Here is a 13,381-nt window from a genome sequence, read left to right on the forward strand (position 1 = left end):
GTCCGCCGGAGCTCATTTTTCCGGGGGTTATTGCACGTGTTGTGGCCATTTTCGCTTGCCGGCACCGCTCCAGGGTGGGTGGTTGTGGTGCTGGGTATCGCCGACCTGGTGATCAGGGTGCTGGCTGTGGGCATCATTCCGGGCAACAGGCGGCCCACCACGGCCATGGCCTGGCTGCTGGGCATCTTCTTCGTCCCGTTCGTGGGCATCATCCTGTTCCTCCTGTTCGGCAACTTCAAACTGTCCAGCCGCCGGCGGGAGCAGCAGCAGCAGGTCAACGAAAGGGTGCGGGCCGGGATCTCGTCCCTTGCCGACGTCGAAAGCGACTACCCGGGACCGGAGTGGGTCAAGTCTGCCGGGGAATTGAACCGCAGGCTGGGGTCACTGCCCATGGTGGACGGCAACTCGGTGGACCTCATCCCCGGCTACCCGGATTCCCTGCTTGAAATGACGAAGGCCGTCCGCAAGGCGAAGAAGTTCGTCAACGCCGAGTTCTACATCATGAGCACGGACCACATCACCGACGAGCTCCTGGAAGCCATGGAGGAAGCCGCGGAACGGGGCGTGGAAGTCCGCGTGCTGTTCGACCACATCGGCACGCTCCGGGTTCAGGGCTACCGGAAGCTGCTGAAGCGGCTGCGCGCGGGCAAGATCCAGTGGAAGCGGATGCTGCCGCTGCTGCCCATCCACGGCCAGTGGCGCCGGCCGGACCTCCGCAACCACCGGAAGATCATGGTGATCGACGGCGAAATCGCCTTCACGGGGTCACAAAACCTGATTGAGCCCTCCTACAACAACCCCCGCCACCGCAAGGCAGGCCGGGAATGGGTGGAGCTGATGGCTTGCCTGCGCGGGCCCATCGTCACCACGCTGAACGTTGTTTTTGCCACCGACTGGCTCAGTGAGACCGACGAATCGCTGGAGCACCAGCTGCAGCTCCCGGCCAACACGGAGCCGGGGAACGTCACCGCCCAGGTGGTTCCCAGCGGCCCGGGGTTCATCACCGAGAACAACCTGCGCCTGTTCAACACCCTGATCTACTCGGCCCAGCACCGGATTTCCATCTGCAGCCCCTACTTTGTGCCGGACGACTCCCTGCTCTATGCCATCACCACGGCTGCCCAGCGCGGCGTGGAGGTGGAGCTGTTCGTGTCCGAGAAGGGCGACCAGTTCCTGGTGCACCACGCCCAGCGGTCCTACTACGAGGCCCTGCTGGAGGCTGGCGTCCGGATCTACCTCTACAAGGCCCCGTTTGTGCTCCATGCCAAGCACTTCACCATCGACGACGAGGTGGCGGTCCTCGGCTCCAGCAACATGGACATGCGCTCCTTCTCCCTGAACATGGAAGTGTCCGTGATGCTGCTGGGCGAGGACATCGTCACCAAGATGCGGGCCGTGGAGGACACGTACCGGGACATTTCCCACGAGCTCAAGCTGACGGACTGGATCAACCGGCCCCTGGCGGCCCGCTACGTGGACAACGTGGCGAGGCTGACCGCCACCGTCCAGTAGAACCTGGGAGTTTCGGGGTTCAGGCGTCCGGGAAGTCCGCTCCCAGCGTGGAGAGGACGCCGAACGCCTTGGTGCGGATTTCCTCGTATTCGTCCTCTGGATCTGAGTCCGCGGTGATGGCACCGCCGACGCCGAGCGTCAGTTCTGCCGTTCCGTCGCCCCGGGCGTTGACCACCAGGGTCCGGATCGCGACGGCAAGGTCCGTGGCCCCGTTCAACGAAAAGTAGCCGATCGCTCCCGAGTAGACCCCGCGGGCGCCCCCTTCCAGATCATCCAGGATGGCCATGGTGCTGATCTTGGGTGCGCCGGTCATGGATCCGGCGGGGAAGCAGGCGGCCACGGCCTCGGCCCGGGAGGAACCCGGCTTCAGCTGCGCGTCAATGGTGCTCACCATCTGGTGGACGGTTGAGTAGCTTTCAATGGCGCAGAGCCTGCTGACGGTCACCGATCCGGGGACGGCGAAGTGGCTGAGGTCATTGCGGAGCAGGTCCACGATCATGATGTTTTCGGCGCGGTCCTTCAGCGCCGTGGCAAGGTCCGTGCGCAGCCGGGCGTCCTCTGCGGGGTCTGCAGCCCGGCGGCGGGTTCCCTTGATGGGCTCGGCGCGCATCCCGCCGTCGGCCGCGATCTTCAGGAACCGCTCGGGCGAGGTGCTGGCCACCGTGAGGCTGCCCAGGCGCAGGTAACTGGCAAAGGGCGCGGGATTCCTGCGGCGCAGCGCCAGGTACGTGGTCCATGGATCCAGGGCATCAGCCGGTATGTCCGCGGACAGGGCGGTGGTCAGGCAGACCTCGTAGGAGTTCCCCTCGCCGATCTGGTGCTGTGCCGCAGAGATTTTGGCCAGGTACTCCGCGCGGGTGTCCCGGCTGCGGAAGGCCGGCGCTGCCGGGAGGACGACGCCGGTGCTGCCGCCGGCTTGCGCTGCCGGACCGGCGGTTTCCACGGCGGCCCGCGCCTGGACCAGCCAGTCATCGGCATCGGGGGCGTCGAGTGCCAGGAGCCAGGCGGCTCCTTCCGCGTGGTCCAGGACCACGGCCCTTCCGGCGAAGATGAGCGCGGCATCTGGAGTGGGGGAGGGGAGATCGGTCCCGCCGGTCTCGCGCTTGAGTTCGTAACCCAGGCAGCCTAGCCAGCCGAGCGCGAAGCCGCCGGGGTACGCATCGGGAATCTCGACGGCGGAAAGCCCCCACACGGTGTCCAGCCAACGGAAGAAGGGGCCTTGAACGGTGGCGGTGGCGCACCCCGCGCTGAGCAGGCTGTGGCCTGAACGGTGCGTTACCGACTGGCCGAACGTGCCGCCGTCGTCCGCCATGATGCTGAAGCGGCTGCGCTCCGCAGCTTCCCCGGCATCCGTGTCCGGGGCAGCTCCTGCGTTCGAGGAGTCCAGCCAGACGGCGTTGGGCGAGCGTCCGTAGAGGGCGCCGAAGAGTCCCGCGGCGTCCGGACGGACGTCCAGGCGTTCCGCGCGGAGGCGCAGTCCCCGGCGTGCTGACAACTCAGGTGCCAAGGCGGGGGCCAGCGCCGGAAGGTAGGGGAGGGCCTGCAGCACGTCGGCCGGTGCCGAGCCGTCGGCGGGGTTACGCACGCGGATGTCGGCATCGAGGGGGACGTTGTCCGCCGCGAGCCACTCCTCTTCCTGCGCCGCCCACTGGTCCCAGAACGGCTCATAGGTCTCGCCGTCCCGGTCCAGCGCCCGGGTCCGGCGCACGTCGTCCGGGGCCTCGGCCCAGATCACCGCGCTCAGCAGGGGGCGGGCCGCTGCTGCCGCCGCCCCCACGCCTTCCACGATGACGATCTCTGCCGGAAGCGTCACCCGGGGTTCGCCGTCGTAATGTTTCTCCCAGTCCCAGCAGACCCAGGAGGCAGCCTCCCCGCGGCCCAGGGGGGTGAGCACCGTGGAAACATACCTCTCGATGCCCGCCGCCAATCCATTCCATCCGGGGTATATGTCCTCAAGGTGGAACAGCGACACCTTGTGGTGGGCGCGCAGCCTGGCGGCCAGTTCGACGGCGAGCGTCGTCTTCCCAGCGCCGGAACGTCCGTCAATGGCGATGATGACGGGGGCTGGGCTCATGGAGTAGAGCGTACCTTTATCCCTGCCGGGCTTTCATCCGCGGGTTCTTCTTGTTGATCACGAACGTCCGGCCGCGGCGCCGGACAATCTGGGCTCCCGGGATCTTCTTCAATGCGCGAAGTGAGTTGCGGACCTTCATGGTGTGCTCCTTGTGGGTTGATTGTTTGGTTGGTACCGGTTGCGGGATTGAAGCTCAGCTGGCCTGTTCGAGGCCGAAGGGGTCGTGCAGGCCCTTGCCGGACGCCAGTTCCTCGTCGGTGAGCTGGCAGGAAGTGAGGAGGTGCTCGAATTCCGCCGCGTCGAGGTACTCGCCGGTGGCGGTGATAACCGTGGCGGCAGGCGCCGGCATTCCGCGGCCGGCAGGGACCTCCGTTGGAGGAACGTCGTCCCACGCCCCGGTATTCTCAAGCCAGATCCGGGGTCCGACGCCCTGGATGGCAATGCGCCATTCGGGCGCCGAGGCAATCCAGAGGTGGCCGCGCACCACGCAGCAGCCTTCCGCCAAAGTTGCCAGGGCTTGGCGGAAACGTCCGGGGTGCAGCGGCCGTTCAACGCGCTGGACCACAGTCATGAACGGTGAAGCATCGCTCGTTCCTGCGCCCCCGGTCCGTTCAGCGTCCGTCCGATGCACCGTTTCGGAGGGAACTTTATCGGAGGGCACTGTTCCTGGTGCCGTCCGGGCCAGCGACCCCAGGTAATGGTGGCGTCCCGGGCGGACCTCACCTGCGCTGGACGCCAGGTCCGCGTGGGGTGCAAGCTGCCGGGCCAGGTGCAGACCCCGCTCCCGGGCCGCCGGGTCCGGTGGCACGATGTCCGGTTCCGTCACCAGGACGGTGTCGGCAAAGGCCAGCTCGCCGATGAGGCATTCGCCGGGCGTCCGCTCATCCTCCACCATCGGAGTGAAGCCGGATTCGAACAGTGTGTGGGAGTCCCAGATATGGTCCTCCAGCGCATCCGGAGCCAGCGCCAGGATCACGGAAGAGACGGTGGCGCGGTCCGCCAGTTTTCCGTTCAGCGCGGTAACGGCCGCGTGCGCAGGGGTGGCCGGTGCCAGTCCGATGATGATGGGACCGGGGATTCGCTTTCCCCGGCTGTCCTGGATCAGCCGCTCAATACCGGGCACCAGGTCCAGGCGCACGGCGCAGCTCAGGCACCCGTGCTCCAGGAAGGACTCCCCGCGTTCAATCTCGCCGGCCCCGGTGAAAGTCCGCCGGACCACCACCCCGTTTTCCAGCAGATCGTGAAGGACCACGAGGCTTCCGGGGCGGGCGGCGGCCAGGTCCTCGCAGGCCTGCTGGCGGCAAAGGGCATCCAGGGAAGTGACAACGATGAGCTCCATATGCCCAGCCTAGTTGAGAATCATTCTCAACTACAAACCTAAGTGCGCCGAACCTCGGGTCAGCGGTCCTGCCGCTGCAGCTCCGCGCTGCGAAGCACGGCTGACTTGATGTGGTCCACGATGCCGGGGAGCGCTGCGTGGATTTGATGCCAGACGGCGTCAAAGTCCGCGTGTCCGCCGTACCAGGGGTCCTCGATGCCCTGGTCCAGGAGGTCCAGGCCCGCCACTGAGGGATCGAAGCTGCGGAACATGCGGATCTTTTCCAGTGACTCCTGATTCGGGGCGGCTTCGCTGAGCCAGGCATAGTGGTCGATGTCCAGCGCAAGGATCAGGTCCCTGGAGTGAAACCAGTCCGGCTCCCATTCGCGGGCGATGTGCTGCTCCGATAGAAGCTGGGTGGCGGCGAGCCTGCGGGCGGCCCGGGGATCGATGGGGCGGCCGGCCTCGTAGCCCGTGGTTCCTGCCGAGTCCACCGCCACGAGGTCGTCCAGCCCCTCGCGTTCCAAGGCCGCAGCGAGCATGAGCTCAGCCATGGGGGACCGGCAGATGTTGCCGGTGCAGACGGCGATGACGCGGTATGGGCTCGACGCTGAGTTCATGAAACTAAGCATGCGCGCTATCGTCCCGATTGGCCAGAGAAGTGATTCATATTGCGTGACAGGCTTGTAAAGAAGTTTTCCCGTTAGTCACGGATGGTGGGTTTGTGGGCCGCCTAGTGCATGACGGCCAGGAGGATGCCGACTCCCACGAAGAGCACGCCAAAGACCTTGCTGAGGACCATCTGTCCACGAGCTGAATGCGTAAACCGCTGGAAGGACCGGGCGGCTGCCGCGAAGAAGAACCACATCACCAGGATGTCGATGGCAATAATCGTGGCCGTCAGTACGGCGTACTGGGCGAGGAGCGGATGTTCAGGCCTGATGAACTGGGGCATGAACGCCAGGAAGAAGATGATGGCCTTGGGGTTGAGCAGGTTTACCCACAGTCCCCGGCGGAAGATGGACCAGGCAGGTTCGTTCCGGAGGGAAGCGGTTTGTTGCTCTTCGAGATTCGGTTTGCTCAGGAATTGCCTGATGCCCAGGTATACGAGGTAGGCGGCGCCGGCAAAGCGGATGACGTTGAAGGCGACAGGAGAGCTTGCCACCAGCACGCCCACACCGAGCGCCACGATCACCACGTGGATCACCAGTGCTGCCTGTTGTCCCAGGATGCCCCAGATGGACCGGCGGAACCCGGCGTTCAGGGAATTGCTCATGGTGTTGATGGCTCCGGCGCCGGGCGTAAAGCTGATGAGGGTTCCGGCGCCCACCAGGGCGAGCCAAAGGGAGAATTGCACCATCCAAGTTTAGTGGCCGTTGACGCTACTTAATCACCTGTTTGGCCTGCTTGCGGGCCACAACTGCCGTACTGCGAGTGCGGCCCCTGGGCATGTGCGGGCTCACGCCCGGGCAATGACCTCACCGTTGGGGATCAGGAACCACCCGTCGTCGGTGGAGCCCCAGCGGTGCCACCCGGCCGAGATCCGGGCCAGGTCCGCGGGATTGGCGAAGCCGTATTCCAGCGCCTGCTCCGCGAAGGCGGAATGAAGCACGCGTTCCCCCCACACGCGCGCCTGCCACCGGCGCTGCTGGCTTGTGGCATAAAGCCAGTTGCTGCTGGAGGGTGCCACATCGGTAAATCCGGCCGCCTGCGCCCAGCTGACCAGCCGCCGGCCGGCGTCGGGTTCCGCCCCGTTGCGTCGCGCGATGCGCTGGTAAAGCTCCATCCACTCGTCCAGTTCCGGAATGGCGGGGTACCAGCTCATGCCGTGGAAATCGGCGTCGCGCACGGCAACGATGCCGCCGGGCTTGGCAACGCGCCGCATCTCACGCAGCGCCTCCACCGGATCCGTAAGGTGCTGGAGCACCTGGTGGGCGTGGACGACGTCGAACGTCTCATCCTCGAAGTCCAGGTCGTAGATATTCCCGGCCACGAACTCCACGTTGGACACCTCGCGTTCCATGGCGAGCGCCTTGGCCTGGGCGATGATGTCCGGTGACCGGTCCAGGCCTGTCACCTTCCCCGGCGCCACCAGGACGGCGAAGTCGCACGTGATGGTGCCCGGGCCGCAGCCGACGTCGAGCACGCTGGCTTCGGGTGCGAGGTGCGGCAGGACGAATGCTGCCGAATTCTCGGCGGTCCTGGCGGCATGGGCGCGGACCACGGATTCGTGGTGGCCGTGCGTGTAAACGTCGTCTTCAGGCTGCTGCGCACTCATAACCAAACGCTACCCCGGGGCGGGTGTGTCCGGCAGGCCAGCGGAAGACTCTTCGCGCGCAGCAACCGTGGCCTCCACCATGGCGGTCATGAACCGGGTGACAGTATCGAGCTCGTCAGCCGAGAACCCGGCCATGGCGCTGCCCATCTGGCGGGCGAGCGGAGCGAAAATGGCGCCGCCCTCCTGGAACGCCTTGGGCGTCATCCTGAGCTGGACCTGCCGGCGGTCCGAGCTGTGCCGCTCACGGGTCACGTGTCCGGAATGGTCCAGCCGGTCGATCAGGGCGGTGGTGGCGGGGGAGCTGAGGTGCAGTTCCTTCCGCAGGAGCCCCGGAGTGACCACATTTCCCTTGGCCGTGTGGCGCATGATCACGGCCAGCGCGTTGAGGTCTGTCCGGTGCATGTCCTTGCGGCCGCCTGCTGTGTCCACGTAGCGGTTGGCCTCGAGCGTGAATTCCTGCAGGAGGCGGACCAGGGGATGGGGCCCTCCGGCAGGCCCGGGAGGGCCGCCCTGCGGTGCCGGGCTGGTGCCGTCTGCCATGTCCACCTCCTGGTCGTCCCGATGCTTGGCCGCTTGCAGTGCAACCGCCTAATGCGTACTGACGGATATTACTTCAGCGGCTGAGGCCCCTCAGTATCGGCGGAATTAAGAAAAAGCTAGCCAGCCGCTTATCTCCATTATGGAGATACTCTAATATGGAACCAATGTTACTCCCCGCCCGTCGTCCGGAAGGCATCATGAAACACAAATCCGCAGGAACGGAACGCGTCCCGTTCTGGCTGCGCTGGCTGCTCCCCGTCATCCTGGTCCTCACGTGGCTGGCGCTCGCCGGCGTAGGAGGCCCCACTTTCGGCCGCCTTGAAGAGGTATCGTCCAACGACCAGGCCTCCTTCCTTCCCGCCAGCGCCGAGGCCACTGCCGCCCAGGACTGGCAGGCGAAGTTCCGGGACTCGGACGAGGTGCCCGGCGTGATCGTGATCGAGAGCAATGAAGCCTTCACCCCGGCCCAGTTCGGCGAAGTGGCGGGCCTCAAGACGGAGCTGGAAGGGCTGCAGCTTGGCAGCGCCGTTGTGGGCCCGATTCCTTCCGAGGACGGCAAGGCGGTCCAGTTCATCGTGCCGATCGATTCGTCCGCGGAAGTCAAGGAGGCCGTCCAGGAGCTGCGGGACACCGTGGCCGAGTCCGTGCCGGCAGGAATGCAGACCTTTGTGACCGGCCCGGCCGGGCTAGCGGCGGACCTCACGGCCGCCTTCGCCGGGATTGACGGAATCCTCCTCCTGGTGGCCCTGGCCGCCGTGTTTGTGATCCTCCTGATCGTCTACCGTTCCCTCCTGCTGCCCATCATGGTGCTCCTGACTTCCGTCTTTGCGCTGTGCGCGGCCATCCTGCTGGTGTTCGGCATGGCCAAGGCCGGATGGATCCAGCTGAACGGCCAAAGCCAGGGCATCCTGTCCATCCTGGTCATTGGCGCCGCAACGGACTATGCACTCCTCTACGTGGCACGGTTCCGCGAGGCCCTGACCCACACCACCAACCGCACCGCGGCCGTGCTCACCGCCTGGAAGGCATCCTTCGAGCCGATCCTGGCCTCCGGCGCCACCGTGATCATCGCCCTGCTGTGCCTGCTTTTCTCCGACCTGAACTCCAACAAGGCCCTTGGCCCTGTGGCTGCTGCCGGCATTCTTTGCTCCCTGTTCGCGGCCCTCACACTGCTGCCGGCCCTGATGGCGCTCCTGGGCCGGGCGGCTTTCTGGCCGTTCCGCCCCAAGCTGGTCCCGGCGGAAGACCGCGAACCCGAACTGGTGACCGGGCTGGAGGGCCAGAAGGGTCTGTGGCGCGCCACCGGATCCCTGGTCTCCCGGCGTCCGCGTGCCGTGTGGATCGCCTCGGTCCTGCTGTTGCTGGTGGCCTCGGCCGGAGTCCTGCAGCTCAAGGCCAACGGCGTTCCGCAGACAGACGTCATCCTCACCGCCTCCAACGCCGTAGACGGCCAGGACGCCCTGGCGCGCCACTTCGACGCCGGCAGCGGCAGCCCCGCCGTCGTGGTTGCGGACCAGAGCAAGGCGCAGGAGGTGCTTGACACAGTCAAGGCGGCCGACGGCGTAGGGGACGCCTATCTGCTGGCTCAGGGCAGCGTGCCCATCACCGGAGCCCCCGGCGCTCCCAGCGCCCCCGACGTCCGCGACGGCAAGGTGCTCATCAACGCCACCCTGAACTCCGCAGCGGACTCCCTGGAGGCCGAGGAAGCGGTGAAAGCCCTGCGCGAGGACGTGAAGGCCGTGGACCCGGACGCCCTGGTGGGCGGCGTGACCGCGACCGCCCTGGATACCAACACCACCGCCCAGCGTGACCTGGTGATCATCATCCCCGTGGTCCTGGTGGTCATCCTCTTCATCCTGATGCTGCTGCTGCGCTCCGTCCTGGCGCCGGTGCTGCTGGTGCTCTCGGTGGTGCTCTCCTACGCGGCAGCCATGGGGGTCTCGGCCTTCGTGTTCAACAACATCCTGGGTTTCCCGGGCGCTGATGCCACCGTTCCGCTGTTCGGTTTCGTGTTCCTGGTGGCCCTCGGGGTGGACTACAACATCTTCCTGATGAGCCGGGTCCGTGAGGAATCGCTGAAGCACGGCACCCGTCCCGGCATCCTTCGCGGCTTGGGCGTCACCGGCGGCGTCATCACCTCCGCCGGCGTGGTCCTGGCTGCCACCTTCGCCGCCCTGGGTGTCATCCCCATCATGTTCCTGGTGCAGCTGGCGTTCATTGTGGCCTTCGGGGTATTGCTGGACACCGTGCTGGTGAGGTCCCTGCTGGTGCCCGCCCTGGCGTACGACATCGGCCCCCGTATCTGGTGGCCCAGCAAGCTCGGGCGGCAGGAGGTTGAGGAACGGCCGGACCGGGATGAAGCCCTGTTGGCCAAAACACCTGCTGGATAGACTGCACTTGCGCCCGCCTGGACGCGGAACTCAAAGGAGAGATGCACCATGACCGAGAACCAGGAATCCCCGGCCGAGCAGCCCCGCAAGGGAAGCACATCCCCCGGGCTGGAAGGCGAGGGCGGGCAGTACGTGGACGGTGACTACGGTGATGCCGGGACGGTGGGAGAGCCCGCCGGGAACCCTGAGGACGGCGAGTACCCGGACGGGGACTACGGTGACGCCGGCACCTCCGGTACAGCCCGCGAAACCGATGCCCTCCAGGACGGGCTCACGGACGGCCAGGTGAACACCACCTCGGAGGAGGGCGGTCCCCTGCACGGCGGCCGGGACAGCGACAGGTAGCGCGGCGGCAAGAGCAGCACCGCAACGCGAAGCAGGACGGCGGCGGGTTCTCCAACAGCGAAAACGGAGAGCCGCCGTCGTCCGCGTTTAAGCGCTGTTAACCGCGCCAATGCTGACAGCCGGGCGGATCCATGGAGCCGCCCGGACGCAAAGTTGAGCGTACCTCGCTCAACTCCGTGTTGACATCAAAGGCGCCCTGAGTAAAGTTGAGTGCAGAACGCTCAATAGCGGGCGCCAACCAGTTTCCAAGGAAAGAAGGAAGCAACACATGTCACGTGCAGTAGGTATCGACCTCGGAACCACCAACTCCGTCGTCTCCGTTCTCGAAGGTGGCGAGCCCACCGTTATTGCCAACGCCGAGGGTGGCCGCACCACGCCGTCCGTCGTTGCGTTCTCCAAGTCCGGCGAAGTCCTGGTGGGTGAAATCGCCAAGCGCCAGGCCGTCAACAACATCGATCGCACCATCGCTTCGGTCAAGCGCCACATGGGTACGGACTGGACCGTCAACATTGACGAGAAGAAGTACACCCCGCAGGAAATCTCCGCGCGTATCCTCATGAAGCTGAAGAACGACGCCGAGTCCTACCTGGGTGAAAAGGTCACCGACGCTGTGATCACCGTTCCGGCGTACTTCAACGACGCCGAGCGCCAGGCAACCAAGGAAGCCGGCGAGATTGCAGGCCTGAACGTCCTGCGCATCGTCAACGAGCCCACCGCGGCAGCGCTGGCCTACGGCCTGGACAAGGGCAAGGAAGACGAACTCATCCTGGTCTTCGACCTCGGCGGCGGCACCTTCGACGTCTCCCTGCTGGAAGTCGGCAAGGACGAAGACAACTTCTCCACCATCCAGGTCCGCGCCACCGCCGGTGACAACCGCCTGGGCGGCGACGACTGGGACCAGCGCGTCGTTGACTACCTGCTCAACCAGCTCAGGGTCAAGGGCATGGACCTGTCCAAGGACAAGATCGCCCTCCAGCGCCTCCGCGAAGCCGCCGAGCAGGCCAAGAAGGAACTCTCTTCCTCCACCAGCACCAACGTCTCCCTCCAGTACCTGTCCGTCACCCCCGACGGCCCGGTTCACCTGGACGAGCAGCTGACCCGCGCCAAGTTCCAGGACCTCACCAAGGACCTGCTGGAGCGCACCAAGAAGCCGTTCCACGACGTCATCAAGGAAGCCGGCATCAAGCTCTCCGACATCGACCACATCGTGCTGGTGGGCGGTTCCACCCGCATGCCCGCTGTCTCCGAGCTGGTCAAGGAACTGGCAGGCGGCAAGGAGCCGAACAAGGGCGTGAACCCGGACGAGGTTGTGGCTGTTGGCGCAGCCCTGCAGGCCGGTGTCCTGAAGGGCGAGCGCAAGGACGTCCTCCTGATCGACGTCACCCCGCTGTCCCTCGGCATCGAAACCAAGGGCGGTGTGATGACGCACCTGATCGAGCGCAACACGGCCATCCCCACCAAGCGGTCCGAGACCTTCACCACGGCTGACGACAACCAGCCGTCCGTGGCCATCCAGGTCTTCCAGGGCGAGCGCGAATTCACCCGCGACAACAAGCCGCTGGGCACATTCGAGCTGACCGGTATCGCTCCGGCTCCGCGCGGCGTCCCGCAGGTTGAGGTCACCTTCGACATCGACGCCAACGGCATCGTCCATGTCTCCGCGAAGGACAAGGGCACGGGCAAGGAACAGTCCATGACCATCACCGGCGGTTCCAGCCTCTCCAAGGAAGACATCGACCGCATGGTCAAGGATGCCGAGGAGCACGCAGCCGAGGACAAGGCCCGCCGCGAGGCAACCGACACCCGCAACACCGCCGAGCAGCTCGCCTATTCCGTGGACAAGCTGATCGCGGACAACGCCGACAAGCTGCCTGAAGAGGTCAAGACCGAGGTCCAGGCCGACGTCGACGACCTCAAGAAGGCACTCGAAGGCACCGACGACGCCGCCGTGAAGGCCGCCTTCGAGAAGCTCCAGGCTTCCCAGGGCAAGCTGGGCGAGGCCATCTACGCCCAGGCCGGTTCACCGGACGGTGCCACCGGCGCTGCAGGTGCTGAAGGCGCTGCGGGATCAGCTGCCGGTGACAAAGCTGGCGACGAGGACATCGTTGACGCCGAGATCATCGACGAAGACGAAGCGAAGAAGTAGCCATGCCCCATCACGGTAACGAGGAAGAACACAACACTTCCACCGACCACGACCGCGCGGGCCAGAAGGGTGACAGCCATGAGCCGGTCATCCGGGACAACCGCAAGGTTGACCCGGTGACCGGGCAGGCCCGGCACCCTGAAGGGGGCAGCAGCTCCCACGGTGCAGGTGCGGCTTCCGGCACGGATTCCGACGGCGACGCCCTGGCCCAGGCTGAGGAGATCCTCAACGGCGTCGAGGTGCCGGCGGAAGAATCCGTGGCGCAGGGTGCCGCTGGAACGGGTTCGGCCAACGCTGAGGCGGCCGAGCTGCGGAACGACCTCCTCCGGCTGCAGGCCGAGTACGTCAACTACCGCAAGCGCGTTGAACGCGACCGCGCCGTGGCAGGGGAAATGGCCGTCATCGGCGTCCTGAACTCCCTGCTTCCGGTACTGGACGACGTCGACGCAGCCCGCCAGCACGGCGACCTGACCGACGGACCGTTTGCCGCGATCGCCACCAAGCTGGAGAACGCACTGAAGACGTACGGCCTGGTCCGCATCGACGAGACCGGCGTGGAGTTCGATCCCACGATCCACGAGGCCCTGATCCAGCAGCCCGGCGAGGACATCGAGGTTGACACCGTCAGCCAGGTGCTCCGCTCAGGCTACAAGTCAGGCGAACGCGTCCTCCGGGCAGCACAGGTCATCGTCGCAGTACCTGCGTAGCATTACTTTCGGTGGTTGAGCCGGCCAGTTTCCGGTTGGCTCAACCACCGACCCATAACTTTTGAAAGGAA

The 13,381-nt window shown here is 65.8% G+C and carries 12 protein-coding genes; 5 read left to right on the forward strand and 7 right to left on the reverse strand.

Going from position 1 to position 13,381, the window contains the following annotated elements; all coding sequences use genetic code 11:
• Positions 1-39: 39 nt before the first annotated feature.
• Entirely contained in the window at positions 40-1,512 is a 1,473-nt protein-coding gene (gene cls, locus AC6CHP_RS07605; protein ID WP_377193069.1) for a cardiolipin synthase, read from the forward strand.
• A 19-nt stretch (positions 1,513-1,531) separates the two neighbouring features.
• Here cls and pabB read toward each other — a convergent pair whose 3' ends face one another.
• The 7 genes from pabB to AC6CHP_RS07640 all read right to left on the reverse strand — a co-directional run bounded on the left by pabB (position 1,532) and on the right by AC6CHP_RS07640 (position 7,722).
• Positions 1,532-3,586, reverse strand: a complete 2,055-nt coding sequence (gene pabB / locus AC6CHP_RS07610; protein WP_498228939.1) for an aminodeoxychorismate synthase component I — start codon at positions 3,584-3,586, stop codon at positions 1,532-1,534.
• Positions 3,587-3,602: 16 nt separating this feature from the next.
• Positions 3,603-3,725, reverse strand: coding sequence for a type B 50S ribosomal protein L36 (gene ykgO / locus AC6CHP_RS07615; protein WP_011693081.1), 123 nt, complete (start codon positions 3,723-3,725; stop codon positions 3,603-3,605).
• Between the two features lie 54 nt (positions 3,726-3,779).
• The gene (locus AC6CHP_RS07620) at positions 3,780-4,925 is read right to left on the reverse strand and encodes a GTP-binding protein (RefSeq protein WP_498228942.1); all 1,146 of its coding nucleotides are present in this window, start codon (positions 4,923-4,925) and stop codon (positions 3,780-3,782) included.
• 59 nt (positions 4,926-4,984) lie between these two features.
• Positions 4,985-5,524 (reverse strand): low molecular weight protein-tyrosine-phosphatase, encoded by a 540-nt coding sequence (locus AC6CHP_RS07625; protein WP_377192945.1) that lies wholly within the window; start codon positions 5,522-5,524, stop codon positions 4,985-4,987.
• A gap of 113 nt (positions 5,525-5,637) precedes the next feature.
• On the reverse strand, positions 5,638-6,261 hold the full coding sequence (locus AC6CHP_RS07630) for a LysE family transporter (protein WP_377192943.1): 624 nt from the start codon (positions 6,259-6,261) through the stop codon (positions 5,638-5,640).
• A 102-nt stretch (positions 6,262-6,363) separates the two neighbouring features.
• Positions 6,364-7,182, reverse strand: coding sequence for a methyltransferase domain-containing protein (locus AC6CHP_RS07635; protein WP_498228945.1), 819 nt, complete (start codon positions 7,180-7,182; stop codon positions 6,364-6,366).
• 9 nt (positions 7,183-7,191) lie between these two features.
• Positions 7,192-7,722: a MarR family winged helix-turn-helix transcriptional regulator gene (locus AC6CHP_RS07640; protein WP_427116143.1), complete on the reverse strand. Its 531-nt coding sequence runs from the start codon at positions 7,720-7,722 to the stop codon at positions 7,192-7,194.
• A 197-nt stretch (positions 7,723-7,919) separates the two neighbouring features.
• Between AC6CHP_RS07640 and AC6CHP_RS07645 the strand changes: the two genes are divergently transcribed.
• From AC6CHP_RS07645 to AC6CHP_RS07660, 4 genes are all read left to right on the forward strand, one after another.
• The gene (locus tag AC6CHP_RS07645; protein WP_498228947.1) at positions 7,920-10,112 is read left to right on the forward strand and encodes an MMPL family transporter; all 2,193 of its coding nucleotides are present in this window, start codon (positions 7,920-7,922) and stop codon (positions 10,110-10,112) included.
• Between the two features lie 48 nt (positions 10,113-10,160).
• A complete protein-coding gene (locus tag AC6CHP_RS07650; protein ID WP_498228949.1) occupies positions 10,161-10,457 on the forward strand; it encodes a hypothetical protein in 297 nt (98 codons plus the stop codon).
• Between the two features lie 268 nt (positions 10,458-10,725).
• Entirely contained in the window at positions 10,726-12,603 is a 1,878-nt protein-coding gene (dnaK, locus tag AC6CHP_RS07655; protein ID WP_377192933.1) for a molecular chaperone DnaK, read from the forward strand.
• Between the two features lie 2 nt (positions 12,604-12,605).
• Positions 12,606-13,310 carry a nucleotide exchange factor GrpE gene (locus AC6CHP_RS07660; protein WP_498228951.1) on the forward strand — a complete coding sequence of 235 codons (705 nt, stop codon included), beginning with the start codon at positions 12,606-12,608 and terminating at the stop codon, positions 13,308-13,310.
• The last annotated feature ends 71 nt before the right edge of the window (positions 13,311-13,381 follow it).

It is taken from the genome of Pseudarthrobacter sp. GQ63, from assembly GCF_059758765.1.

Bases quoted from the DNA above. Each gene is read 5' to 3' on its own strand.
- AC6CHP_RS07625 (WP_377192945.1), bottom strand. From the start codon at position 5,524: ATGAACTCAGCGTCGAGCCCATACCGCGTCATCGCCGTCTGCACCGGC.
- AC6CHP_RS07650 (WP_498228949.1), top strand. From the start codon at position 10,161: ATGACCGAGAACCAGGAATCCCCGGCCGAGCAGCCCCGCAAGGGAAGC.
- AC6CHP_RS07620 (WP_498228942.1), bottom strand. From the start codon at position 4,925: ATGGAGCTCATCGTTGTCACTTCCCTGGATGCCCTTTGCCGCCAGCAG.
- ykgO (WP_011693081.1), bottom strand. From the start codon at position 3,725: ATGAAGGTCCGCAACTCACTTCGCGCATTGAAGAAGATCCCGGGAGCC.
- dnaK (WP_377192933.1), top strand. From the start codon at position 10,726: ATGTCACGTGCAGTAGGTATCGACCTCGGAACCACCAACTCCGTCGTC.
- AC6CHP_RS07640 (WP_427116143.1), bottom strand. From the start codon at position 7,722: ATGGCAGACGGCACCAGCCCGGCACCGCAGGGCGGCCCTCCCGGGCCT.
- AC6CHP_RS07660 (WP_498228951.1), top strand. From the start codon at position 12,606: ATGCCCCATCACGGTAACGAGGAAGAACACAACACTTCCACCGACCAC.
- pabB (WP_498228939.1), bottom strand. From the start codon at position 3,586: ATGAGCCCAGCCCCCGTCATCATCGCCATTGACGGACGTTCCGGCGCT.
- AC6CHP_RS07635 (WP_498228945.1), bottom strand. From the start codon at position 7,182: ATGAGTGCGCAGCAGCCTGAAGACGACGTTTACACGCACGGCCACCAC.
- AC6CHP_RS07645 (WP_498228947.1), top strand. From the start codon at position 7,920: ATGAAACACAAATCCGCAGGAACGGAACGCGTCCCGTTCTGGCTGCGC.